The sequence below is a fragment of the Vibrio atlanticus genome (assembly GCF_024347315.1).
GTDB classification, from domain to species: Bacteria; Pseudomonadota; Gammaproteobacteria; order Enterobacterales; family Vibrionaceae; genus Vibrio; species Vibrio atlanticus.
On record NZ_AP025461.1, the window covers coordinates 857,415 to 882,674 of the forward strand.

At 42.2% G+C, this 25,260-nt stretch carries 21 protein-coding genes and 1 pseudogene; 8 read left to right on the forward strand and 14 right to left on the reverse strand.

What is annotated here, in order from left to right; translation table 11 throughout:
• Positions 1-427: 427 nt before the first annotated feature.
• The 6 genes from OCV30_RS19510 to moeA all read right to left on the reverse strand — a co-directional run bounded on the left by OCV30_RS19510 (position 428) and on the right by moeA (position 7,008).
• Positions 428-1,276 carry a sulfurtransferase gene (locus OCV30_RS19510; RefSeq protein ID WP_032499412.1) on the reverse strand — a complete coding sequence of 283 codons (849 nt, stop codon included), beginning with the start codon at positions 1,274-1,276 and terminating at the stop codon, positions 428-430.
• 35 nt (positions 1,277-1,311) lie between these two features.
• Positions 1,312-1,626: a hypothetical protein gene (locus OCV30_RS19515; RefSeq protein WP_065679928.1), complete on the reverse strand. Its 315-nt coding sequence runs from the start codon at positions 1,624-1,626 to the stop codon at positions 1,312-1,314.
• Between the two features lie 220 nt (positions 1,627-1,846).
• Positions 1,847-2,608: a hypothetical protein gene (locus OCV30_RS19520; protein ID WP_244499055.1), complete on the reverse strand. Its 762-nt coding sequence runs from the start codon at positions 2,606-2,608 to the stop codon at positions 1,847-1,849.
• A 10-nt stretch (positions 2,609-2,618) separates the two neighbouring features.
• Positions 2,619-4,754: an LruC domain-containing protein gene (locus tag OCV30_RS19525; protein WP_065679929.1), complete on the reverse strand. Its 2,136-nt coding sequence runs from the start codon at positions 4,752-4,754 to the stop codon at positions 2,619-2,621.
• Between the two features lie 256 nt (positions 4,755-5,010).
• The gene (moeB, locus tag OCV30_RS19530) at positions 5,011-5,760 is read right to left on the reverse strand and encodes a molybdopterin-synthase adenylyltransferase MoeB (RefSeq protein WP_065679930.1); all 750 of its coding nucleotides are present in this window, start codon (positions 5,758-5,760) and stop codon (positions 5,011-5,013) included.
• A gap of 12 nt (positions 5,761-5,772) precedes the next feature.
• A complete protein-coding gene (moeA, locus tag OCV30_RS19535) occupies positions 5,773-7,008 on the reverse strand; it encodes a molybdopterin molybdotransferase MoeA (RefSeq protein ID WP_065679931.1) in 1,236 nt (411 codons plus the stop codon).
• Between the two features lie 216 nt (positions 7,009-7,224).
• Between moeA and folE the strand changes: the two genes are divergently transcribed.
• Positions 7,225-7,878, forward strand: coding sequence for a GTP cyclohydrolase I FolE (gene folE / locus OCV30_RS19540; RefSeq protein WP_004731548.1), 654 nt, complete (start codon positions 7,225-7,227; stop codon positions 7,876-7,878).
• A 64-nt stretch (positions 7,879-7,942) separates the two neighbouring features.
• On the opposite strand, the gene OCV30_RS19545 is transcribed toward folE, so the two are convergent.
• From OCV30_RS19545 to OCV30_RS19555, 3 genes are all read right to left on the reverse strand, one after another.
• Complete coding sequence (locus tag OCV30_RS19545; RefSeq protein WP_065679932.1) at positions 7,943-9,415, reverse strand: C69 family dipeptidase; 1,473 nt, start codon at positions 9,413-9,415, stop codon at positions 7,943-7,945.
• A 674-nt stretch (positions 9,416-10,089) separates the two neighbouring features.
• Positions 10,090-10,671 (reverse strand): hypothetical protein, encoded by a 582-nt coding sequence (locus tag OCV30_RS19550; RefSeq protein ID WP_065679933.1) that lies wholly within the window; start codon positions 10,669-10,671, stop codon positions 10,090-10,092.
• On the reverse strand, positions 10,664-11,203 hold the full coding sequence (locus tag OCV30_RS19555; protein WP_017101705.1) for a YaeQ family protein: 540 nt from the start codon (positions 11,201-11,203) through the stop codon (positions 10,664-10,666). Before OCV30_RS19555 ends, OCV30_RS19550 begins: the two co-directional genes overlap by 8 nt.
• A 453-nt stretch (positions 11,204-11,656) precedes the next feature.
• Between OCV30_RS19555 and OCV30_RS19560 the strand changes: the two genes are divergently transcribed.
• From OCV30_RS19560 to OCV30_RS19580, 4 genes are all read left to right on the forward strand, one after another.
• A complete protein-coding gene (locus OCV30_RS19560; protein WP_244499056.1) occupies positions 11,657-12,241 on the forward strand; it encodes a S24 family peptidase in 585 nt (194 codons plus the stop codon).
• Between the two features lie 324 nt (positions 12,242-12,565).
• On the forward strand, positions 12,566-13,999 hold the full coding sequence (locus tag OCV30_RS19565) for a DUF2971 domain-containing protein (protein ID WP_065679935.1): 1,434 nt from the start codon (positions 12,566-12,568) through the stop codon (positions 13,997-13,999).
• Positions 14,000-14,108: 109 nt separating this feature from the next.
• Positions 14,109-14,531 (forward strand): hypothetical protein, encoded by a 423-nt coding sequence (locus OCV30_RS19570; protein ID WP_065679936.1) that lies wholly within the window; start codon positions 14,109-14,111, stop codon positions 14,529-14,531.
• 142 nt (positions 14,532-14,673) lie between these two features.
• On the forward strand, positions 14,674-15,732 hold the full coding sequence (locus OCV30_RS19580) for a hypothetical protein (RefSeq protein ID WP_065679938.1): 1,059 nt from the start codon (positions 14,674-14,676) through the stop codon (positions 15,730-15,732).
• Positions 15,733-15,957: 225 nt separating this feature from the next.
• Here the strand turns inward: OCV30_RS19580 and OCV30_RS19585 are convergent.
• From OCV30_RS19585 to OCV30_RS19595, 3 genes and pseudogenes are all read right to left on the reverse strand, one after another.
• A pseudogene (locus tag OCV30_RS19585) lies at positions 15,958-16,575 on the reverse strand (site-specific integrase); the annotation flags it as partial.
• Between the two features lie 85 nt (positions 16,576-16,660).
• On the reverse strand, positions 16,661-16,870 hold the full coding sequence (locus OCV30_RS19590) for a cold-shock protein (protein WP_004731543.1): 210 nt from the start codon (positions 16,868-16,870) through the stop codon (positions 16,661-16,663).
• 448 nt (positions 16,871-17,318) lie between these two features.
• The gene (locus OCV30_RS19595) at positions 17,319-18,404 is read right to left on the reverse strand and encodes a PQQ-dependent sugar dehydrogenase (protein WP_065679939.1); all 1,086 of its coding nucleotides are present in this window, start codon (positions 18,402-18,404) and stop codon (positions 17,319-17,321) included.
• 297 nt (positions 18,405-18,701) lie between these two features.
• Here OCV30_RS19595 and OCV30_RS19600 point away from each other — a divergent pair, with 297 nt between their 5' ends.
• A complete protein-coding gene (locus tag OCV30_RS19600; RefSeq protein WP_065679940.1) occupies positions 18,702-19,895 on the forward strand; it encodes a multidrug effflux MFS transporter in 1,194 nt (397 codons plus the stop codon).
• A gap of 149 nt (positions 19,896-20,044) precedes the next feature.
• Here OCV30_RS19600 and OCV30_RS19605 read toward each other — a convergent pair whose 3' ends face one another.
• Positions 20,045-20,830 (reverse strand): ABC transporter ATP-binding protein, encoded by a 786-nt coding sequence (locus tag OCV30_RS19605; RefSeq protein ID WP_065679941.1) that lies wholly within the window; start codon positions 20,828-20,830, stop codon positions 20,045-20,047.
• A gap of 76 nt (positions 20,831-20,906) precedes the next feature.
• Positions 20,907-21,665: a siderophore ferric iron reductase gene (locus OCV30_RS19610; protein ID WP_065679942.1), complete on the reverse strand. Its 759-nt coding sequence runs from the start codon at positions 21,663-21,665 to the stop codon at positions 20,907-20,909.
• A 219-nt stretch (positions 21,666-21,884) separates the two neighbouring features.
• Between OCV30_RS19610 and OCV30_RS19615 the strand changes: the two genes are divergently transcribed.
• Positions 21,885-22,793 carry an AraC family transcriptional regulator gene (locus tag OCV30_RS19615; protein ID WP_017103741.1) on the forward strand — a complete coding sequence of 303 codons (909 nt, stop codon included), beginning with the start codon at positions 21,885-21,887 and terminating at the stop codon, positions 22,791-22,793.
• Between the two features lie 261 nt (positions 22,794-23,054).
• The gene (locus tag OCV30_RS19620) at positions 23,055-25,184 is read left to right on the forward strand and encodes a TonB-dependent siderophore receptor (protein ID WP_065679943.1); all 2,130 of its coding nucleotides are present in this window, start codon (positions 23,055-23,057) and stop codon (positions 25,182-25,184) included.
• Positions 25,185-25,260: the final 76 nt, after the last annotated feature.

The window sequence follows — 25,260 nt, forward strand, 5'->3', positions numbered from 1 at the left end:
TTTAACAGACTGCAAGTGACAACGTTTATATCGCCAGTGTGATTAATACAACGAGGCATAAAACATCAGAGATGAATATATCAATGTTTAAATAGTGTAACGGCTAAGAACAGAGATTCTTGAATGAAATATTAACACTCATAAACGTGCTGACAATTAACCCATGATTAATCACAGTTTTTGTTAGCAATCGGATGGCTCTACACATAGGTAAAGTTAACTTAGTCACGAAACTGCGATGTAGTTAATCTGCTATGTCGCCAAGCCAGCATATCTTCAAGTGACTACAACATTAAACCCGTGAGTTATTCAACGTCTAGCTTATTAGCGACAAGATGCATAGGTAATGGGGTTTTAAGTCATAACCTTTAGTAAGCTCCGTATGCATGCGCAGTATATTCTAACAGTATCATTAAGCGAAGCTGAATTACTTTTTAGTTACGGCAATAGGTAGTTTTTCATTTGCGCCCCATTCAGTCCATGAGCCATCGTAAACGCCCATATCACTTGAATAACCAGCCAGTTTAGCGGCTAATAAAATGATGCAAGCCGTCACACCAGAGCCACAGCTAAAGAACATAGGTTGAGAGGGGGTTAAGTTCAGAGTCGAGAAAATGTCAACTAACTCTTCTTGAGGTTTCAATTTACCTGCATTTAAGACTTGTGCGAACGGCAAGCAAACTGAGTTTGGGATGTGGCCACTACGTAAGCCTTCACGTGGTTCTGGAACTTCTGAATCGAAGCGAGCTTGAGAACGTGCATCCAGAATGTTTGCACTTTTGTCATCGGAGTAGTTTTGGATTTGCTGAGCATTTACAAAGTGGTTGTCTTGAATTTGGCCTTCAAAATTGCCCGCTTTGACTTCGGTGCGATAGTCAGTCTCTGTCGCGTAACCGGCTTTTATCCAAGCAGGTAAACCGCCATCTAAGATGTATACGTTGTTATGTCCCATTGCCATAAACATCCACCATGCGCGAGGCGAGGCAAAAGTTCCTGAGTTATCGTAAACCACTATCGTACTGTCTTGATTGATACCAATTTCTTGTGCGCGTGTATTGAAGTGTTTTTCGGTCGGGAACATGTGAGGGAGTAGAGTGTGCTTGTTACAAAAGTTTTTGTCGTAGTCGAAACGAATCGCACTAGGTATCATTTGTCCTTTGATCTTTTCTGACTCACTTGGGATCTGAAATTCGATACTGGCGTCGAGGATTACAATGTTGTCTTCTTCTAGCAAACGTTGTTGAAGTTGTTCTGGTGAAATGAGTGGCTGATTCATTCTTCTTATATCCATTCTTGTTGTTATATCGGCGACTAAGGCGCAGCCCGGCAGTGGATGAACTGATAGCTGCTTTGTCCGGTTATTTGATTGTTTAATGTATCAAGCACGACCACAGAATCAAGAGGGCAGTCTGTTGTTGGTGGAATGGAAACGCGAAATATTTCGTTGTCTTGAGTTTCAACCGTGAGGTAGCGCCTATGTCCGTCTAGGGATTGAGTGAGCGTATTGGAGATGACTCTGGCTTCAATGCGTTCTCCGGTAGAAGATGTCATCGGGAAATAGGTGAGAAATAAAAGTAGCCCAATACCAATCGATAATATAACGAATCCCATTTTCAACTGTTTCATAAAGTAAGCCTTTGAAAGTCATCTTTAAAAGATAAGACAGGCTTTCGATAAAGTGAACATAACCAGTACTGAAAATTGAAATAGCGCCCAAATAAAAAGGTGAGCCTCATTGCTCACCTTTATGCATTGTTATTCGACTTTCGACTTCGAGACTGCTGTCTAACTCCAACTAAATTTAGCTATTGTTAAACTGAACTCAGCGCTTTTCATTCCTTTACGTTTACCAAGTGATTTGTGATCCGTCACTTGCAACGACTTGTTGCAGCGGCGCTTGACCATCATAAAACCAGATCTCAATTAACAGAATATCTTCGCTTAGCGGCGCCGAAAAGTTGGACGTAAATGTACCGTTGTCTAAAGGGCCTCCAATGACCTTACTTGAATAATCAGGCTTGTAAGTTAAGTCTGTCCTTGTGGTAAATCGACTATATACGGATACGAACGAACGATCGGTTGAGATGTGGCTGATATCAATATTGAGGTCGAATTGATCTACAGAGTTATAATCGAAACCATCAGGTATTACGAGCTCATCCATTTTGTACGCTTGCGGGCCGTTGGAGATAACTGCATTAACTGGTGTCGGTGCCGGATTTATAGCTACGGTGACTGGTGATGAGACCACTGATGGTGGTGTAACTGGCGCTGACGCCACTGGTGTTGACGTCGCTGGTGTTGACGTCGCTGGTGTTGACGTCACTGGTGTTGACGTCGCTGGTGTTGACGTCGCTGGTGTTGACGTCACTGGTGTTGATGTCACAGGTACTGTCACCACTGGTGTTGAAGGCGATGGGTTAGGAGTTGATGCTCCTCCATCGCCACCACACCCTACCAACGTTAGTGATGCGATTAGTAATGGAATACGTATTGACTGCGACTGAGCCGTATTTTTCTTAAGTGCAGCATTCGACAGACTAGATAAGATAGCATTGTTAAAGTTCCGGCGACCGTTTGTTACTGTCTGTTTAATTGGCATATTCATAATCATTCTCCTAAGGCAAGTAACATTGGTCAGCGGCAGGTGTTTGGAACCAATCGGTGGATTGAGTACCGCCGGATTCAGCAAAGTTCGCAAAGTTTGGATAGGCGGTGACGATATCTACATATTCCAGTGGCCATTGCCATTCCGTGTCTGAAGTAATCAGCAGTGCCCAAGGGTGGTTGTCTGCGGTTTTGAAATATTTGCCTGTTGATGGATTGCTGTCATCAACGCCTAGTCCTGTTTCAAAGAGATTAGCGGTATCAAATGCCTCGGTTGGAGCTTGGTCTGGCAAATGCACCTCCCAGCTGCGCCCTGGATGTAGAGGTAGGTTTTCACCATGATAATACCCAGGCGTTGCGAAGATGAACGGGTCGTAAGGCATGTCAGTCCAACTGTCAGTACTCACTCCATCGCCAGCTAAAGTAATCCCGATTTGGAAAGCGAATTGCTCATCTTCTTTACAAGAGCTGATGGTGCGGTAGAAGGTACAACTAGTACTGATTTTCTCTGTAAGGTCGTTAGCAATAACAAAGATTGCCTCGCTACGTCCTTGCTCCAAGTCTAAATCAGTGAACACACCATTGTGCTTCATGTAAGAGCTTCCGCTACTCACTAAGCTTGGGTCTAGATTAGGAAGTCGAACCGCAAAACCATTTCTGTACGAAGCACCTACTGCAGCAAGACGTCCATCGATGGTGGATTTAACCACTTTTCCGTCTTTTAAGATCTCTGTGATGCGATACATAATCACAGCATCATTCATGTCGTAATCAGCTTTATAAGGCCAGTTATCTTCATACGCCAAGGTTGCGTAACCAGAAGCACTTGGGAAGTAACGGGCTGTAGCGCCGTCGTTAAGAACATCAACTTGAATATCAACTACCTCACCAGATGTCGAACCACCAAAGTAGCTCAGGTTGGTTTGTTGGCTGAATCTGAAGCGAGCCCAAGTAGTCCCCGTTAGTGCGTTGATATCGACATTTAGGAACAGATCGTTTTCACCAGCATCCAGTTGGTAGTCGGTAAATACTTGCTCGTTAGCACCATCGAAGCTGCCATCTTGGTTCCAGTCAATCCACGCCGAAAGGTAACCGGTTGTTGAAGCTTCAATCACCACTTTTGAATCAAGCCCGGCTTCAAGCGCCGTAACAAAACCTATACCACCGTTTGCCCACTCGTCATCAATGCCAACACTTTCATCCGATTGTGGAGTTACGTAGCCATCAAGGTCGGCATCGGGTGCATCAGTGCCTAACCAAGTCACACCATCAAGTTCATGTCGAGGACCATTGCTGGCGAGTAGGGTTAGGTAGCTGTCTGGTGCATCACCAAAGTCGATGTTGGAATCTTCATCCACAACTGGCGCATTCGCACAACGAGCGCCATCATTTTGATTAGAAGAAGGCCCATTCGAAACAAATTCAACGGCTGGAACAATACCTGCCGCGATATTGGCAGCGTTGTCTGGAGACAGGTTGATACGGTAAATTTTACCGTCTTGGTTTCGAGATACGTAGTAGTAGCCGTTGACATCAAAATAGCCAGCACCGAACGTACCTAACTCGCCGGTGTCTCCGATGTAGGTTTCGGCACCAGTTGTAGGGTTGAAGCTGTATAAGCCTCCGGAGTTATTATCGATACCATATAAAGAACCATCACTTGGGTGGAAAGCGAAATCAGTCAGTTTTACGGTTGCCGGGCTACCAGCTATTTTGTTAACTGTAACAGTCGCGTTTGGGTCGGCGTCTAACGGCGATAGATCAACGGTGAACAAGCCTTTTCCTGTACGGTAAAGGTAATACACATGGTCATAGACATCGCCGACATAGAAAGTGTGATCGGTTGGTAATCCACTGGTATTGATCACTTCTGCTTGGAAATCCTGTCCAAGGCGCACCAAGCGTTTGTTGGTAGTGTCATAGCCATAAATATATCTGTCTTGAAAGTCGAAACCAACACCATTGATATTGGCGTTCATGCCCGTATCGTCTTCTAACAGGGTGGTTGAGCCTGTCACTAGGTTCACGCCCCAAACTTGTACGGGTGTCGATTGGAATAGGTAAGCCTGGCTCGGACAGGTATCGAATGGCGCTGCGTTGGCGACCAAAGGCGCACTTAATAGCAAACTTAACGTTGTAATTCTCATATCTACATCCTTGTCATAGAAGGTCTAGATACTTTTACAAGTTACGTGCCACTTTTAAGTTGTTGATTTTTATTACTTATATTCTAAATTACTGAGATGTGCAATATATTCTCAAAATGAGAATTCAAATGAAACTAATCTTTTATAGATCATTTCAAATTGATAAATCGATTTGAGAAGCTGATGTTGAGACCTAAAAAAGCCCTGACTTTTAGTCAAGGCTTAGGTTGTCGATTAGAGGGGGATATGACTTAGTCTACCCACATACCGAGCAATTAGGCATCTTCATTAAATTCATTTCACGCCAGCTGTGGGACATGGCATCGAGAATTAAAAGTTTGCCTTGCTTTGGTTGTCCAAACTGAGCAATAACCTTGATAGCTTCCAAAGCCTGAGCTGCGCCTACCATGCCAACTACCGGTGCCATCACACCGGCTTCAACACAGCTTAGTGCAGCGTTGCCGAATAGTGCACTTAAGCACTGATAACACGGCGCGTCGGCGTCTTGATAAGTGAACACACTAATCTGACCTTCCATACGAATTGCAGCACCAGAAACAAGTGGTGTTTTCGATGCATAGCATAAGCGATTGAGTTGATTGCGTGTTTCCACGTTGTCACTGGCATCAAGAACTAACGAGTGCGCTTCAATTAACTTTGCAAGCGCTTGATCATCAAGCCTGTGGTCGACGGTTTCAATCGTCAGATGAGGGTTCAATACCTGCAGCGACTCAGCTGCCGAATCGACTTTCTTCTTGCCAATATCAGCATCGGCGTGAAGGACTTGTCGCTGTAAGTTTGAAAGCTCGACAATATCATCATCGATCAGTGTTAGCTTACCAATACCCGCAGTCGCAAGGTATTGGGCAGAGGCACAACCTAAACCTCCAGCTCCTAAGACTAAGATTGAGCTCTGCTTTAGCGCTTCTTGGCCTTCAAAATCAAACTGCTTAAGAATGATTTGACGGTTGTAGCGAAGCATCTCTGCGTCAGACAGTATTTCCATCAGTAAGCCTCGTTAGTAAAGCGTCGAGTTAAACAGTTGGATCTGAACCGTTTCACCGACTTCAACACGGCCGCGTTCGCGCTCTAGTACCACAAAGCAGTTTGCTAAACTCATTGAGCGGAAAGCGCCAGAGCTTTGGTTACCCGTTGTTTCTACCACAAATTGACCGTTTTCAATCGAGTAAATGCCACGCTGGTAATCAGTACGGCCTGGGCCTTTTTTGAATGCAGACTTGGTGATAGCAGGAATAGATTCCGGAGCTGTCCACGCTGTGTGACCAGCCAATTTAGCAAGCATAGGTTGAACCAAAACATACATGGTCATCATCGCCGATACTGGGTTACCCGGTAGGCCGCAGAACCACGCGTTATCCAACTCACCAAATGCGAACGGTTTACCGGGTTTGATAGCTAGCTTCCAAAAACCGATTTGCCCCAGTTCTTCAAGAATGTCTTTCGTGTAATCAGCTTCGCCAACGCTTACGCCGCCAGAAGTCACAACCACGTCTGCTATTTGCTGTGCTTTCTCGAACGTCTCTTTAAGCGTTGCAGTGCAATCTGGGATGATGCCTAGGTCTATAGCTTCACAACCAAACGCTTCAATTAGTGGTTTAATGCCGTAGCGGTTGCTGTCGTAGATCTGACCGTCTTCAAGAGGTTGACCTAGTGGCTTTAGCTCATCGCCGGTAGAAAAGAACGCGACTTTAGGCTTCTGTAACACTGTCACGTGGCTCACACCCAGCGAAGCAATCATTGGAATGTCACGAGGTGTTAAACGTTCACCGCGGCTAAGAACGATATCACCTTGTTTGATGTCATCACCAGTAGGGCGAATATTATTGTTCAGCTTGATGTCGTCTTGTTGAATTTCAATGCCAGTATCAGTTTCAACCGTATTTTCTTGCATGATTACGGCGTCACAACCTTCAGGGATCTTTGCGCCAGTCATAATGCGAATACAGGTGTTGCTTGGCCATTCACCTTCGAACGGTTGGCCTGCAAAAGATTTGCCTGCTAATGGTAGTACTTTACCGTTCTCTAGGTCTGCTAAGCGCAGTGCATAGCCATCCATTGCTGAGTTATCAAAAGGAGGTACGAAAATAGGGGAAAGAATATCTTCAGCAAGGACATAACCTAATGCTTCAGCAAGAGGTAGAGATAAAGTCGTTTGGATTGGTTTGATTGGTGATAGCAGCTTATCTAGTGCTTCTTCAATTGGCATTAAGCCCGGAGCGTCGCAACAGCCCATAATTGAAATCCTTTGGTCGTTATTATTTTGATTTAGTGGTTGGCAATAGTGGCTCCATAATTATCAAATCACAGATGTTCGCCAACGAAATTGCAGCCACTTTAGCATAGTTTAAGCCCCGTAAATAATGACCTCCCTTAAAATATGGGTGTATTTAATCAAAATTCCGAGTATCCTTGTTTGCCATCCAGAAGGGGTATTAAAAGAGGAAGTTCAATGTCAGGTCTTAGCGAATCAGCGAAGTTGGTTAAAGATGCGCTAGCAAGCCGCGGATTAGAGACACCAATGCGTCCTAACCAGGTTAGCCGAGAAGAGAAAAAGGAACGAATCGAACACCATATGCGTGAGATTCTAACTCTCCTTGAACTTGATCTTGCAGATGACAGTCTGGAAGAAACGCCGCAACGTATTGCAAAAATGTATGTGGATGAGATTTTCTCTGGTTTGGATTACGCCAATTTCCCTAAAATCACCGTGATCGAAAACAAGATGGGTGTTCGTGAAATGGTTCGTGTAAAAGACATTACCGTCACCAGCACATGTGAGCATCACTTAGTCACCATTGATGGTAAAACCGCAGTCGCTTACATTCCTCAAGGTAAGATCATTGGTCTTTCGAAGATCAACAGAATCGTTCGTTTCTTTGCTCAACGTCCTCAAGTTCAAGAGCGCATGACACAGCAAATCCTTGTAGCATTGCAAACGCTACTAGAAACGGATGATGTTGCTGTAACCATGGATGCGGTTCATTACTGCGTGAAATCTCGTGGTGTAATGGACGCAACCAGCGAAACAACAACAACAGCTCTGGGGGGTATTTTTAGATCAAACCCAGCAACGCGCCATGAGTTCTTACACGGCCTGCGTTAGAATAAACCGATTAAGATCAAAAAACGGAGCATTATGCTCCGTTTTTATTGGTTGCTTCATAAGCCTACAGATTTACTATTTTCTTAAACTCTTCCTCTGAGTATTTCTTCTCTGTGCTTTTAGTCAAATCTGTAATCATTTTGTATCTAAGCTCAGTTGCCATATCTAAGGTACGCTTAAGCTGTCCGTATGAGTAGTCGGCAGCCATGTTCAGAGCCGCCTGTTTATCTACTTTATACATGTCTGTTAACGTTTTATCTAAGTGTGCGACCTGCTTGTATAGTTGAGTTTCTTCTTTGTCCCAAGTTGCTTTTAGTACTGGTAAATACTTATCTGGGTTTGTAGAAGCGAGGGCGGTTAGGCTACGGAACTGCCAATAAGCTGAATCATCACTGTAGTTATCATCGCCTACTTGGTACGCTTTTGGGTAATCTTGTAGGGTTGAGTATAACGGCACTAAAACAGATTCTGGTAACACGCCGAAGCTTTGCCAAATAAGACCTTGAAGCTCTTCTGGCATCTCAGGGCGAAGCTGAATAATATGCGACTCTAGTTGACGTTCAACTCTAATTGGTCGTTTCGATTTTCCTTCCAAAACCGTGTCTTTATAAGTCGCGCTAAGTACCTCTGCCACATTTTCAACTGAGATTTTTGTATCAGGTTTCATAAACAAAGGGTATTGCGTCATGCGACTTTGTTGATGCAGCGAAGGTGTCAGTATTTTTTGGCCTAACCATTCACGATCGATATTATACTCATCACCAATAACTCCGAATGCTTTTGCAAAATTGAAAGATTTTTCATCTGCGTTATCAAGCAGTTTGTTTTGTTCTACAAACTCGAATATGTCTTTTGAATGCAGTACCTCTTTGTTTGCCAAGTTCACACCATGTACACGTAAGCCATTTGCAATCATGGCGTAACTGTCATCTGGTACTTTTACAGCAATCCAATGGTGGCCTGAACCAATTTCAAATAACCACGCCTCATTGGTGTCTGCAATATACAAACTATTTCCTTCACCAGCACCATAGGTTTCGATGTAATGACCGAGTAACTCTACGGCTTGTTTTGCGTTTTCTGCCTGAGGAAGGATTAACGTAGGTATAATGGCTTCGATTACGCCATTGTCGATTAAAGGATCTACCTTGGCGACTTTGTCGTTTATTTCTGCGCTGGTTGTTGCTGAAATGGCAACGTTGTGTTCATTAATCCCACGTTCTTCATAGAATTTTCCGTCGCGATTAACGGTATCCGCATCCCAGTCTGGTATCGCAGAGTAAGCAAAGAAGTGCTTTGGCATCGGAACAATTAACCCGTTACCTAACTGCCAGTCACCTTCTTGGTTATCTTGCGCAGGTCGATACTTTAGGTATTTGTTCCAGTTGTTAATGCTAAAATCTTCATTACGAGCAATCATAATGCTACCGTCGTTCGACGCTTCTTTGCCAACAATAAGCCCAGTACAAGCTATCGCATTACTGCTTAGAGCGACAGCTACTGCAGTTGCAAGAAAGGATACAGACCATATTTTCATTTTAATTCTCCGCTTATAAAACAAGATAATTTAAAGTTAACGTTAGTTGTATTTGCAGGTTTTTTATTATCATTTTATAAAAATCAGTGTACTTATCATCACAAGAGAAAATGCTTCTGCTCGTCACATAACTGATATTTCCATTTGAGAATAATTATCTGAAAAATATGCACTTTTTGAATAAATTGATAAGTTATAGTTGTAAAGTAACCTTGCCATATACGTAGCTTTAATTCGTCGTGTTATGAGTAGTATCATTATCACAACAAGACTTTGTTCGTTTCTTACGTATGGTTCTTGGGTTGCAATCGGATAAACAACAGTGCTAAAGCGCGGAATCTTTTGGGGCTTTTTTGTGCTTGCAATGAAGTAAACTGCAATGACTGCGAATGTCGTCACTCTCTAAAGCGAGGAACGAGTGTAATAGGGAATCTGTTTGTCTGTGTAGCTTCTGACTTGGTATTAGATCCTCAACTCAGTCGTTCCTCCTTCTCGAGGATGACGGGCAAGATTGATGACGTTGATTAGGAAATGGTCACGCTTTAACTCGAAAGAGCTGTCGTCATTCCCTAAAGTGAGGAACGAGCGTAATAGGGAATCTCTGGCGGCTAAGCAGAATAAGTACGCTCTATAAAAACATAGAGCGTAACTAGAGCCAATCGCTGGTGGAATGCTTAAGAAAGATTAAACAAACGCTTAAAGTAATGAACAAAACCGGACGGCTTATTCTCAGCTTGATAGATATTCAAGCCATCATAAAAACTTGCCATGAACTCTACGCGAATCTCATCATCACTGCTTCTCGATATACGAGACAACAGCGTAGCGGCTACAGCAGCATGATCATTAGCAAGGCTGTAATCCATTCCTAGTCGTCCTTGAACGAACAACCACAAATGAGTGATTAACTGTAACTGCTGAGCGTTAGAGTTTTGAAACTTGTCGCTGTGCTCAGTGCCCACTGTAGTATCGAATACATTTTGCATCGCTTCATTCGCTTCTTTATTACTTTCAAAGCGATAGCTTGCATCGATATGTACCTTGGTTAACAGGCCAAGCAACGTCTGACGTGCAGAGTTGTCCGGCTTGTTCTCGCAAGCGTGTCTAAACAGAGCATGGTTTTCATCAATAAATGACTTTAACTCTTTTTCATAGCCAGTCGTCAGCGCTTTTACTGAATCGAGACCAGCGAGCTGTAAACACGCTTCGAGCTTAGTTTGGCGCTGAGGTTCAGTCTGAGTTTGGGTCTCAGTCATTACTCTGTAGCTCTTCCCACGTTACTTCTGCAGATTGCGTGTCGCTGTTTACGAACGCAGAGTTACCCGACAGCATCACTGAAAGGTCCATAGTACGTTGTGTCATCGCTGCTAGCTGCTCAATACCATCGTTGTCTAGACGAACGATCTGAGCCTTCAGATAACCGAATTTACCTTTGTTCTGTTCCCACCAAACATTCGATTTAGTGTTGAAGCTGAACACGCTCACAGACTTAGATAAGCGAGTCGCCTTCTTAACGCGTTCTGGATCGGGTTCACCAACATCAATCCACTCTAAGATTTGGTCATCTAACGACTTCTGCCATAAATCGGGTTCTTCAATGCTAGACAACCCTTTAGTGAACTCAAGTTCAGGAGATGCATTGATACAGAAAGCAATGATACGAGCCATCATGCGTTGTTCTGTTTCAGAAGGGTGTTGAGCAACCGTTAGATTAAAAGAGTCGTAATAGTCGCGATTCATATCGGTTAAAGAGATGCGAAACTTAAAGATTGTTGGTTTGAGAGCCATTGATAGGGTGTCTTAGATAGAAATAGTGGGGGGATGTTACCTTAAATCTCTGAATAGCGTGTAAAAAAATAGCCAGCAGAGGCTGGCTATTTTTAGAAAGATGTTTACCACTCTGTTCGCTTCTGTTTTTTACGAATCGAAACAGTGCTCAGTGTGACTTTAGCGGCATTTATTCTGGCTGTGATTGCTGTGAGCTTAATTCTCAAATATTGCTTAGAGAGCTAAAATATTGAAAATTAAATGCAGCGTCTAACACATGTCTAATATTCAAAGGCTTAGCATCATATCCACCACAGTAATGGCGTGTTATAGTTCTTAGCGGTTTGCAGTTTATCGCAGGTAGTCATATACAATACCGATCTTAAACTGCGGCTATAGTTTGTTATGCGATGACTTCGTTACTAGGGTAATACGCTTTAATGTGCGCTTTAGTCTCTTTAAGGAGACTGGGTTGTGAGTTTGTGGAGACAGGCTATTGCTAAGTCCATTTTCTGTTGGAATGATAAAACCATGAGAAACAATTGGTTAAGTGAATCTCATCACGTCATCGGTGACGATGTCACAGAGATTTCGAATGTTAAGTCTGTAAAAGCCACTTCTAAAATAGGCGATATGTGTGCTGTACCTGTATACAACGTTTATGCTTCCTGTGGGTTTGGTGCTCAAAACGATACCGAGTACCAACTTAGAACCGAATTCCTACCTTGCTTATGGTTAAAACGTTTCGGCCTGACAGAAGAAGATGCTCGTATCATCATTTGCCACGGCGACTCAATGGAAGACACTTTAAGCGACGGCGATGAAGTATTAGTCGATACCCGAGAACTCGATCACCCAGTAAAGCACGGTGTCTATGTTGTTCGCATTGGTAAGCACGTTTACATAAAACGCCTGAAGTACGACATCATGGCTGAGGGCTATAACGTCATCTCAGACAACAAAGAAGAATATGATTCGTTTATCGTGAATGAGGAGAAACTCAACGAGTTCGCGGTAATCGGGAAAGTTATTACCACCGTCATGAAGGCGGTGATTTAGAAAAGCGAAGGCGACCTCAGGGTCGCCTTTTTTATTGTTGAAATTGACAATAGTGGATATCACAACGCTGGCTTGTTTTGTTGAGTGCTTAGTCTTGTTTTGTCGATAAAGGATTTAGTCAGTCATTGTTTATCAATGGGTTTGTGATGATCATATGTTAGATAACACGCTGGCGCGTTTTTATGTGATGATAGAATACAAACTTGATATATTTACCTTAATTTTCAGTATTTTATGATGGGTTAATTAAGATTTAGACAGGTGGAGAAGCGAAATTGCCTGCTATTAAGAATGTTACACCCCAATGAATTTGAGTTTTAGCATATGAAGAAAGAATTTTACAGGTTCAGACGCATCAATAGCTTGATCGGTGAATTTAAAGAATTAGAAAATCAAAGCATATATTTTGCAGAACCTGATTCATTGAATGATCCTATGGAAGGTTTTCGAGATATGTACTGGGCAGGTGACTTCATAGTATGGAGAAACCTATTTCAACATTATTTATTATGCCTTGAGAGGCTTTGTTATTTGTTGTTAATCTCAGGCGAAGATCTCCCTATATCCGCAACTGATATGCCGGTTTTTTCTGGTGACGATGATTTTCCAACGCCAATGTATAAAGAGTTATTCTCCAGTATTACAAACAAATTTTTTGATAATGAAAGCTTAGCTAAACTTATTGTTTCGATTTCTAAACGAACAACCCCAGTAAGAAGAGATGAGTTGTTTTTCTATCTTCGAAATACCCATAGTTATGCATTGGAAGTCATTTATTCAGAATATGAGAAAAATGGCCTTATTCCAGAAAGAGACTGGAAAAATTCTGAAGCAGATAAACCAATTATTGACCTGTTAAAAAAAGACTTTATAGGTATTCTAGAAAAAAACTTGAATGAACATGAAGGTGACGAAAAAATAGTAAATGCCATGTTTTCAGCCCATCAGCATTGTAACCAGCAAATGGACCTTATATCTCGATATAATGGAAATATCGACAATGATAAAAAGAATAGAAATCTGGTAATTATTGAGTTTCCTAAAGAATATGTTTCACAAATTGAAAAATTAGTTTTTCCTGACTGGTATACAGCATGCTTTATGTCTGAGTGTAAGAGCTCTTCAGTATGGGGACATTATGGTGATAACCACTCTGGTGCATGCTTAATTTTTAATGCCGATGTAATTAATGATGAATCCTTTCTTAAGCTAAAGGGGCGGAATGGTTACAGCTCAAAATCTGGCCCTACTTATGGGTTTAATAACAGAATGTTTTATCCTATAGATTACATTCAAGGTTATGGTCAAATAGACTTCTTTCGTATGCTTGGTCGTCTTCCTGTTCCGAAGTTGAATTCAGTATGGTACTCGTTAGATGGCGAGATGAGTGAATGCGCAGATGATATGATTAAATCTGAAGATGATTGGCGTAAAAGATACTGGAAAAACTTCTATAGAGATGTCACTGTTAAATCGAAAGATTGGGCGTACGAAAACGAATACCGCCTGATTCTCGCTAGCTCATTAGATAGTTTCTCTGACCCTAAAGACAGATCATTAAATTATGAGTTTTCTTCTCTTAAAGGCATTATTTTTGGTATTAAAACGACAACCGAAGATAAATTAGAAGTAGTAAAAATAATTGAAGAAAAATGTAGAGAAACAGATAGAGGTGACTTTAAGTTTTATCAGGCGCAGTACTCGTCGGATAAAAAGTGTATAACACACTCTGAAATGAGCTTGCTTAGCTTCACTTAAGATGCGTAACAAGTTGCTTAAATGGAAAAATAACAATAGGCCATCGCTTCGTGATTATAGCCAACGGTTATTTGTCCACTTAACCGGCTGTTTTGTACTTGGAGGAAAAATGTACGAATTTTCAAAAATGGTGAGAGAAGTCTTCTTAGAAAATAAGGAAAATATTGATCTGCCTTTTTTCTACAGCTTTCCCAAAAATAGCTGTGAAAGCGCTTCATATTTCTTGGCTGCACTGCTGGCTCAAAAATTCCCAGATAAAGAGTTCTTGGTTGTTCATGGTTACAAACACTCATCTGATGAACATCATTACTGGGTTGAAGTAGATGGCCGAGTGATAGACATTACCGCAGATCAATTTAATAAAGTACGCGAACCTATTTATGGAGCAGATACTCATCCTCTTGAAGGTAAATTTGTTCCAGATTCTAAAATAGAAACCATACTAGGTATCAAGCGGTTTGAATTAGTCGAGTTGGAGCGCAAGAAAGCGGTGTGGGGACATATCTCTGCACTGATTGCACAACGTACATAGCAAACTGTTCAAGAGGGATTCGCGATATGTGGCATTCTTACTATGCGTTGGTTGTTGTGGTTAAGTTGATTTGCGGCGGCTTTGGTATTGCGTTGCTCACACCTTAAAAGGGCTATGCAGCACAAGTTTAAAAGGGTTTAGTATGTCTAAAAAAGATATGTTTGAAAGGTTAGTTGAGAATGCGTTCGATTTCTTAGATATGTCTGTCTCAGATATAGAGCAGCGCCCAAAATATTCAATTATTCACTTTCATGCAGCGTTGGAGCTAATTTTAAAAGCTAGGTTAATGCATGAGCATTGGACATTAGTCATATCTGACAATCAGAAACCGGACTGGAACAAGTTCGTTTCCGGGAATTTTCAATCAGTTTCCTTGTCAACCGCTACTGATCGTCTTGATAAGGTCGTACAAAGCGGGCTCACAAAGCAAGAGTTGCAAGCATTTAAAGATGTTACTAACCATAGAAACAAGGTAGTACATTTTTTCCATGAAGCACACAGTGATATTGATAATAAAAAGAATGTTCAGGAAATAGTTAAACAGCAATTATCTGCTTGGCAATTTTTACACAATTTAATTGGTACTAGATGGAGACCAGTGTTTTCCGGATGGGAAAGTAAGCTGGCTATTATTGACTGGAAGCTACGATCATTAAATAGCTATCTGCAAGTTGTTTATGACCAGAAGAAAGAGCAAATAGAAATACTTAAAAAGAAAGGTGAAAAAGTCCGGACTTGCTCGTCATGTGGTTTTGAGTCTATGCGCCAAACTAAAGCAGGTTGTTTAGTTGAGGAGAGCACTTGTTTAGTCTGTCGGCATGAAGAGAAATGTTTAACGGTTGCGTGTTCTAACTGTGGTAAGGATGTAACGTTTATTAATGAGGGTTTTGGAAGTTGCCTAAGTTGCGATAAACAGTATGAACCTAGCGACCTTCTAGATATTTTAGGGGATGAAGGGGCTTCATATATGGCGGCAAAGGAAGGCGATAACTCTTGGGACCTTGGTCATTGTAGCTTTTGTGAGGGTTATGAAACAGTAGTGAGAACAGAAGCGGATGAATTTGTATGCACTAGCTGCTTTACCGTTACTGAGTGTATGGAGCAATGCGGTTGGTGCAATTCTCTAAACAATGGCGATTTGGAATTTAGTTTCGCTAAAGGGTGTGTCGCGTGTGATGGTCGAGTAGGTTGGGGCGACTAGCTCCATACAAAGCGTCTAAGAGGAATTCCTAACGCTCGGCATTTTCAGTTTGATTCAGCTAATCAGTTATATCCTAATTTAGCAATATAACTGACAAGTTTTTGTATAGGAACTTTGATAGGTTTAATAGCTTTTGTTCACCGTTGGGAAGGGATTCTATTTGTGAGCACAAACAGGTCCCTTCGAGTCAATCTGTTTATATTCACTACAAACCATTAATCGCTTTTATATTTTACGGTCATGCAATTTATGTGGGAACAGCTGGGTATAAACCTGCCACAAGGTATTTAGGTTCCTATGCCCAGTTACTTGTGCAACTTCCTCAATCGTAAAGCCTTTCTCGAACAAACGGCTTGCACCTTCACGGCGTAGGTCATGATAGCGCAGGTTATCAATCCCAACCTTTTGACACACTTCAACGAAGCCTCGGCCAACTGAGCGTGGGTTATATGGAAATATCAACTCACCTTTACGCTCTTGCCTCATTACAATATCAAATGCTTCACCAAGCAGAGGAACTACCATATGGTTGCCTTCTTTCTTACGTGGGTCTTTTCGGTCACGTACGATCACTGTTCTAAGTTCTTCGTTTAAGTCTTCCCAGCGAATACCACAGACTTCGCTGACTCTCATACAGCTCAGGATGCTGAAGTCTAGAAGCACGGAGTAGGGGATTTTGTTTTCTCTGCGTTGCTCACGTTCTTCTAGTGCTTCTTTCAACAGGTCTATTTCATCGGTTGTAGGGCGTCTTGTTCGTTTCTCTGATTTACCGATGAGCTTCATTTCATACAGGATGGGTGTTGCTTCTAAGAATGTGTTCACGTTCGCGAAAACGTTGAATAGAACTAACTACCTTAAATCTCTGAATAGCGGGTAAAAAAATAGCCAGCAGAGGCTGGCTATTTTTAGAAAGCTTTAAAATACTAAATTAAAGTACTTTGATGCTGTCAGCTTGTGGGCCTTTTTGACCTTGAGATACAGTGAACTCAACTTGTTGGCCTTCAGCAAGAGTTTTGAAACCATCGCCTGTGATTGCAGAGAAGTGTGCAAATACGTCTGGGCCGTTTTCTTGCTCGATGAAGCCGAAGCCTTTAGTTTCGTTGAACCATTTTACTTTACCAGTAACTGTGTTAGACATGATGATATCCTAAAATTAAATTTTTATTTTGAGCCAATTGTGGCACTGATAGCGCGGAAAAGTTTATTGCTATTGCGTACAACACAACGGGGTTACTAGTAATCCAACGAAATGTTTATATACAAAGAACTTTCTTTCTAGCCGAGATGAAGTCTAAATCAAATTAGGGGATAGTCAATCGAATCCATAGTGAAAGGTTGCAGAAACTTGGGGGTAGTCAAACTTTGCATTCCTTAAATATCATGGAGTTACAGTTGTATGGTGATTTGTTGTAGTTTTTGTGAAAAAGGTGGTCGAAATTGATGACGAATTTGGAGTAATTGCACTGTTTTGGCACATTTATTTTCCAAATTATTAAGCCGCTAATTGGTGCCTGGCCCCAATTTTAACGGCTTATATTTATAAATCTCACGGTAAGCATCATGTGTCTATTGGAACGAGCTTTTGACTACTTTTTCAAGCGATACAGGTTGCCATTATCGGTACTGAAAAAGATGTCGCCGCTTGGTGAAGTTTCAATGTCTCTTATCCTCTCGCCTAAATCTTCTAAAATACGTTCCTCTTTAATTGTTTCACCTTGTCCATTGACTGTCACAATATTGATGTGGGTAAGTTTAAGCGCGCCGGCCAGCAGCTTTCCTTTCAACTCTGGGTATTTGTCACCTTGGTAAACAATCAAGCTGCCCGGAGCGATTGAAGGAACGTAGACTTTTTTAGGCGCTTCAATGCCATCCTTAGTTTCAGACTCGCCTACGCTAATTGGGCCCCAATACTCTTTTCCGTGTGATGTGACAGGCCACCCGTAGTTGGCACCTGCTTTAATTAGGTTGATTTCGTCACCACCTCGCGGGCCGTGTTCAATCGACCACAGCTTCTGGGTCGGGAAGTCGTAATACAAGCCTTGTGGATTACGATGGCCATAGCTCCAAATCTCATTGAGTACCTTGCTGTTATCCGAGAACGGGTTATCGCTTGGTGTGCTTCCATCAGCATTCAATCGTAATATTGATCCGGCGTGAGTCATGGTGTCTTGGCCGTTGTCTCGATCACCACGGTCGCCGATTGAAAAATACAGGTGGCTATCATCAAAGGTGATACGGCTACCAAAGTGACGTCCGGTGTCCGTTCTGGATTTAGATACAAACACGTCTGTCCAATTGGTAACTTCATGATTGCTGTAATTAGCAGAAGCCAGTGTCGTTACGCCTTCACCATCGACGTCTTTACTGTAAGTGACGTAGAACTTTCCGATTTCAAAAGGGGAGAGCGCGATATCCAACAGACCACCTTGGCCTTTCGCCCAAACATTGGGCAGCCTGAACAGCGTGCTTTGCTCACCCGTCTTTAAATCAACCTGTTTAATGACGCCAGCTTTTTCTGTTACTAGCATGGAGTTATCGTTGATATAAGCCAACCCCCAAGGGATCACGAGTCCGTCGGTGATCTTCTCTACTTGCCATGCAAAAGCAGAGGATATTGGACTCGATGCGATGAGTGCCAAAGCACAGGAAATAAGACGATGATGATTGTTCATGGGAGTCCTTTGTTTTCATGACGTGGTATTAGTTTAGCTTGTGGTCGACAGGTGCAAAGGTTGGGTTACTGAAAAGTGACTATTCATTTATTTAGTTCAACCAGTGTTGTATGAGTAAGCAAGCTCACGTATGTTTAGCCTGCCATTCTCTATTCGATTCCTTCGGAGCATAATGAATACTACCCTTGCAACATCTTCGCTGTTTTCTCTGTCTGTATGTTGTCAGGTTGATACTCAAGCTATCTATTCTCAAACCACCCGATCTCAAAACAGCTGTTATATTGGATACTTTACATCATGAGTCGTCGATTTGACTTTAAATCGATCCTACTTGCGTGTTTGGTCATCAGCATCGGCCAACTCAGTATGGGGCTGGTATTTCCATCATTACCATGGATCGCGAAAGACTTTGATGTTTCGCTAGAGCAAGCTCAGCTTCTGGTGAGTGTCTATTTGTTAGGTTTTGGACCTTCTCAGTTTATCTATGGCCCAATTTCCGATGCTCTAGGGCGTAAGAAGGTGCTGTTAAGTGGTTTGTTGATTGCGATGCTTGGCCTCTTGATGATCATCTTCTTTAGCCATTCATTTACTAGCATGGTGATGGGACGTTTTCTGCAAGGCTTAGGAACGGGTTGTTGCGCTGTACTTGCTCGTGCTTCCACGCGGGATAGATTCAGTGGGGCAGATTTACCTTTAGCTATGTCCTACATTGCGATGGTCGCGTCTATTACACCTTTGATTGCGCCCGTAATCGGCGGCTTTATTAACTTCCATTTTGGCTGGAGCATGGTGTTCATCTCGCTACTTGGCTATGTCTCATTAGCTTGGATGGTTTTGGCGTTCAAGTTTAAGGAAACCGTCACTCAGATCTCCGCTATTCCTTCGCCAAATAAAATGGTTTCTCAATACAAAGAGTTGCTAACTTCTCGCTATTTTATGAGTTTTGCGAGTATTGGCTGGCTTAACTTTAGTTTGATGATCACTACCGTATCAGTGATGCCATTTATTATGCAAAACCAGATTGGCATGACGTCTGATGAATACGCGATGTGGGCGGTGATTCCTGCTTTAGGCATGCTGGGTGGAACAAGTTTATGTAACCGTATTCGCCCCATGTTGGGCAACAAGAAAACTCTGTTATGTACCCCTGTATTGCATATCTCTGCGGCGTTGTGGCTTTTCTTTTGCCCACTTGAGCCTTTGTATCTCATGCTTGGCCAGTTCTTGATGATTCTTGGCAATGGTATTGCGTTGCCTTGTGCTCAGGCGTTGGTGATGTTGCCTTATAAGAAGAACGCTGGCGCGGCTGCTGCGATGTCTGGCGGCGGGCAGATGGTGGTGTCTTCAATGGTGAGTATGGGGCTAGTTCAACTAGGGCTAGGAGAAGCGTGGCATTTATCGCTTGTCATCATGTTGTTCACTATTATTACTCTGATTAATATTTTACGTGGTTTCAGTAGTCAAGAAGCGAGAGAGTCGCAGCTGAGCTAATTAGTTAATTAGTTATTTAATTATTTAGCTAGCGAGTGAAAAACGAAAAGGCCATTAAAGTTCTGAGACTTCAATGGCCTTCTTTATGCTTAGAGCTTAGAGCTTAGAGCTTAGAGCTTAGAGCTTAGACTTAAGCTGAAATACCCGAACTATTCACAGACGACTGCAACCTTCTCACTTGCTGCTGTCTTAGCTGGAACTGGATGATCGATCAGTCGAATCGGAGACTCATACAAAGCTGATAGCGCTTGTTCATCAAGTAACTTATCCGCACTGCCTTCAAAAGCAATCTGACCTTTTTTCAGTGCAACGATGTGTGTCGCGTAACGCAGTGCTAAATTCAAATCGTGCAAAATGACGATCACCCCAACATTTTCCGTTTTGTTGAGTTCAGACAGTAAACCCATAAGCTGAAACTGATGATGCACATCCAGTGCCGAAGTTGGTTCATCAAGGATTAGTACTGGTGATTGTTGAGCCAACAACATCGATACCCACGCGCGTTGACGTTCTCCTCCAGATAAATCATCCGCCAAGGCTTGCGAGAATTCAGTGACACCGGTTCTTTCCATCGCCTGTTGGATAATCGACTTATCTTCTGAATTCCAACGGCCTAGCGCGCCTCTCCATGGAAAACGTCCTAAACGAACCAACTCTTCTACGGTTAAGCCAGCAGAAGCGGGGAGCTTTTGCGGTAAATAAGCAATTTTTTTCGCTAAATCTTTGCTTTTGAATGAAGAGAGGGAAGTGCCGTCTAGTTCCACGCTGCCGTGATCCGGCGACATCTGCCCAGAGAGCAAATTAACGAGTGTAGATTTACCCGAACCATTATGGCCAAGAACGACTGTCAGTTCATTGGTCGGAATCGCGAGGTCTTCGATTGAGAGAATGGTTCGTTCATCACGAATAACTTTGATGTTTGAAAGCTGAAACATGTCAGTCCTGTAATTAGGTCAGTAGCGAAGCTCAATGGAGAAGGCTCGTCGTATTGAACTTTAATAAATGGCGTGACTAAGCGATTTTTTTGTTGTCTGGATGCCTAGGGCAATTATCACAGTACTTTCTTGAATCGCACTTATAAACCAGGCAGCAGCTGATTCTGATCAGTTTTAACATCCTCGAACTAGAGTCCACTTTAAGGCTGTCTAAATGATTTTCAGACAACTGGCATGCTTCTAACCAAAGCTTAGCTTGCGCAATAATGTAATCGTTGGTCAGGCTTGGTTCGTGTTGCTGAAGTTTTATCAAACTGCCTAACAATAGATCGGCCAATAAATGATTGGTAAATCCTGGGCGAATACGTGTCCATTCACTGATCTGGCTTCGATAAAACTCAGTCAGTGCAAGAATGGCTTCACCAGCATCGGGAATCAGCTCTTCTGGTGAACCATGTTGATGATCACCATTAAAGAAGCGGTAGCCAGTAATGAACTCTTTGTATCTAAATTGACCGATATTCTTGATGTCGGGCAATGAATGAAGCCCATAGATAGAAATGAAAGTCACATAGATAGGCTGCCAACACACGAGATCCCAGGTTCGCGTTAACCAATACGCTTTGCCTGCTTCTGGGTGGCTTTGCGAAAGACCATCGTAAACTCGTTTGAGCTCTTTATGGCTATTCTCATTTGTTACCGCAATGCTCTTGTTATTATGTGCACCAAAGCTTCCGCTTAAATAAGGGCTCACTTGTTTTGAGTAAGCGAAGATTTTTTGATGTAGAGACGGGGCTTTCCGACGAGTGATAATATTGTGCAGTTGGGGAAGCATCTTAAATCAATAAATGAGAATCAGTTGCGTTATCATAACGAACATAGTCGAGGATAACCATACAAAATGGGGCATCTACTCGGTGCTTTTTACGTTTTTGAGATTTATAAAGTTTGGGTGGGCTGTCCTTTTTTCAGTGATAAAAGCCACTTTAAGTGATAAAAGTATTGTTGAACCCAACCCGCCCTAGTCAAAAATAGAGAAGATGAAAGCTTGAATATGAACACACCTGCATTTGACCGTATCAGCCGCGTTCTGGCTTATATCCATGCGAATCTTAGCTCTGCGTTATCGCTAGAAGATTTGGCGACGCAAAGCTGTTGGTCTCGTTGGCAGCTGCAAAGAGTGTTTCAAGCCGAAACCGGGCTTACCGTGGCGAACTATGTGAGAGAGTTAAAGTTAAGTCAGGCTGCCGAAGAGCTGCTTGATGGAAAAGATCGTGTTATCGATATTGCGCTTGGTCTCGGATTCAATTCAGAAATAAGCTTTAGCCGTTCGTTTAAGCAAATGTTTGGGGTAAGCCCAAGTCAGTATAGAAAAGCAGGCAAAAGAGTAGGGTTAAAAAAGCCGATACAAGTATCAGAAACGGTGAGTAATTCTGAAAATAGGGCGTTAAGCTTTGTGGAAGTACGCATTGATGAAAGAGAGCCTTTCTTAGTGAAAGGAATGACATCGGAAATCAGTGGCTTGTTTTCACTCACGCAAGACTTCGCGCAGAAAGTCCCTCAGCTATGGTCACGTTTAGAAGGTGAGGTTGAAATCCCTGACGCCAACATGCTCCAGTTTATTGGCGTTGTTGACCTGACTCAGTCTTGTTTTGACGGAACCAATATTTACTATTGGGCGGGCGTTGAGCTTCATGATGAGATCTCTATCCCGCAACTGCCTAGTATTATCTCTGATAAGTTAGAGGTGCTGACGATTCCGAAGCAAACCTATGCTGTAGTGAAGCACCGTGGTCCTATAGAGCATCTACCCCATACTCTAAGTTGGTTTGTGCTTAATTGGCTTCCAAATTCAGGTTATCGTGGCGTTGATGGTTATGAACTTGAGATGTACCCATTTGGTTATCAAGCGCATGCTTCTGATGCGGAAATGGAGTACTGGGTTCCAATTATTAAATCGTAGTCATATTTCAGCCCTCCGACTTTCTCCCCCCTTCTCAAAAGCCTTTGTGTTACAAGGTCAAAGGTTACAAGGTCAAACGCTACTAGGTCAAATGCGACTAGAACAATTGTGTGTTTAATCAGCAATTGACCTAGTTTTACTCAAAATAGGCCAAGTTCTTTTTGAATTTGCACCAAATTGTTAATTATCCCTTCTCTAGATACATACAATGCAAATGAGATTTATTACTATTTACAATTAAGCATTGGTACCGAGGGAATCATGACCACTCACACTCGTTTTAAGTATTCATCATTGGCAGTCGCGTTGCTGACTGCGTTTTCAGCGCAAGCATTCGCGAAAGATACCGCTACTTCCGCAGATTCGAATGTAGAAACTATTACTGTTATGGGTAAAGCCTACCGTAATACAGCAACGAAAACCGTTTTAGCGCCAGAAGAAACGCCGCAAACACTTAACGTTATCGAAAGCGAACAGATGGAACAACGTGGTGTTAAGTCTGTAATGCAAGCTCTTCGTTATGCACCAGGTGTATCAACCGAGAATAAAGGTGGTGCAGTGGTTCTTAGTGATTGGGTTAAAATTCGCGGTTTTGACTCTACGAATAACTATTATGACGGAATGATGTTGCCAATCCTTCCTGGATGGAACGTACAACCTCAGATTGATCCTATTGCGATGGAGCGTTTGGAAATATTTAAAGGTCCAACATCGGTTCTTTACGGATCAATGCCACCAGGAGGCATGGTTAATATCATTGCAAAAGCGCCTAAGTTCGAAGAGTCGACGAAAGTTGGCTTAGCAACGGGTTTAGATAACTTAGTTGAAGCTTCAATTGATACAACGGGTGCTTTGAGTGACAACGTTGCTTATCGCTTGGTTGCTCTGGGTCGTAAGAAAGATACGCAAGTAGACGGCGTTGAGGAAGAGCGCTATGTGATTGCGCCATCAATCGATTGGTATGTGTCTGATAAAACCTTTATTAACTTCAATCTTTATTATCAGAATGACCCTGCACTAGGTCAGAACGTGACACTCCCATTAGCGGCGATTGAATCAGGAAAAGTCTCACCTTCGACATTTGCCGGGGATGTTAATTACAACACCATCAAACGTGATTTCTTGATTACTGGTTATAAATTTAACCATGATTTCAACTCAAATTGGGCATTTCTTCAGAATTTCCGTTATATGAAAACTGACTTTTATCAAGAAAGTACTAGCAGTGGCAATTTTGATGCTTCAACTGGCTCATTAGCTCGTTCGGCATATAGCACCGATGAAAGTTCTACGGGTATTAGTGTTGATAACCAACTATCGGGCTTAGTGTCGACTGGCTCATTGGATCACTATTTACTTTTTGGTGTGGATTATCGAAACACAGAGGGTGATGTAGCCTACGACGCTTTCGCAGGTGTTGATAGCATCAACCTTTACAATCCAAATAACGATAAGCTGAACCCGAATGATTTTACTAAAACGTATTATCAAAATAACGACATTGAAGTGAGTCAGCTTGGTTTCTATTTCCAAGACCAGATGTTGATTGATAATTGGGTGTTCATTGCTGGTGGTCGTTTTGACAAAGTCGAAACAACGACAAAAGTATCAGTATTTGGTGGTGCACCAAGTAAAACGGATACTGATGATACTAATTTCTCATACCGCTTAGGTGCTTTGTACAAATTTGATAACGGTTTATCTCCATTTGCTAACTTTGCTACCAGTTTTGAACCGAGTGTAAAGTTAGATACTAACGGTAATAACTTAGATCCTGAAACCGGTGAACAAGTCGAGTTTGGTCTTAAGTATGACTCATATGAGAATATGATTTCAGGTTCGATGGCTCTGTTCCAAGTGAATAAGAAAAATGTTGGAGTTCGTCCTGATGGCGCTTCACCATGGACTTCAGTTGGTGAGATTCGCTCACAAGGTATTGAGTTAGAAGGACGAGCACAAGTCACTGATAACTTGGATGTGTTAGCGAACTACACATACACCGATATGGAAATTACGGAAGATAGAAATGCATCAAATATCGGACAAACACCAGTATTTGTACCAGATCATACTGCAAATGTTTGGGCTAACTATTTTGTACGTAGTGGTGCAATGAGTGGTCTGAGAGTTGGCGGTGGCGTGCGTTATGTGGGAGAAACTGTTCTAAACGATACGTCAGACAAAAATAAAGGCCAAGTACCATCATATACTTTAGTTGATTTGTCTCTAGGTTATGACTTAGGAGAGGTTAACAGCTCGCTTAAGAACGCAACAGCTAATGTCGTTGCAAATAACATATTCAATGAAGAGTATTACACTTGTTGGAATGAGAGCTATTGCTGGTACGGTCAAGAGCAAACTGTAGAATTTAATGTTAATTACGAATTCTAACTAAGTTAGGGTTATCAATTTAAAGCAGCCATTACTGGGCTGCTTTTGTCGTTTGAATAAATATAGAATTTAGATT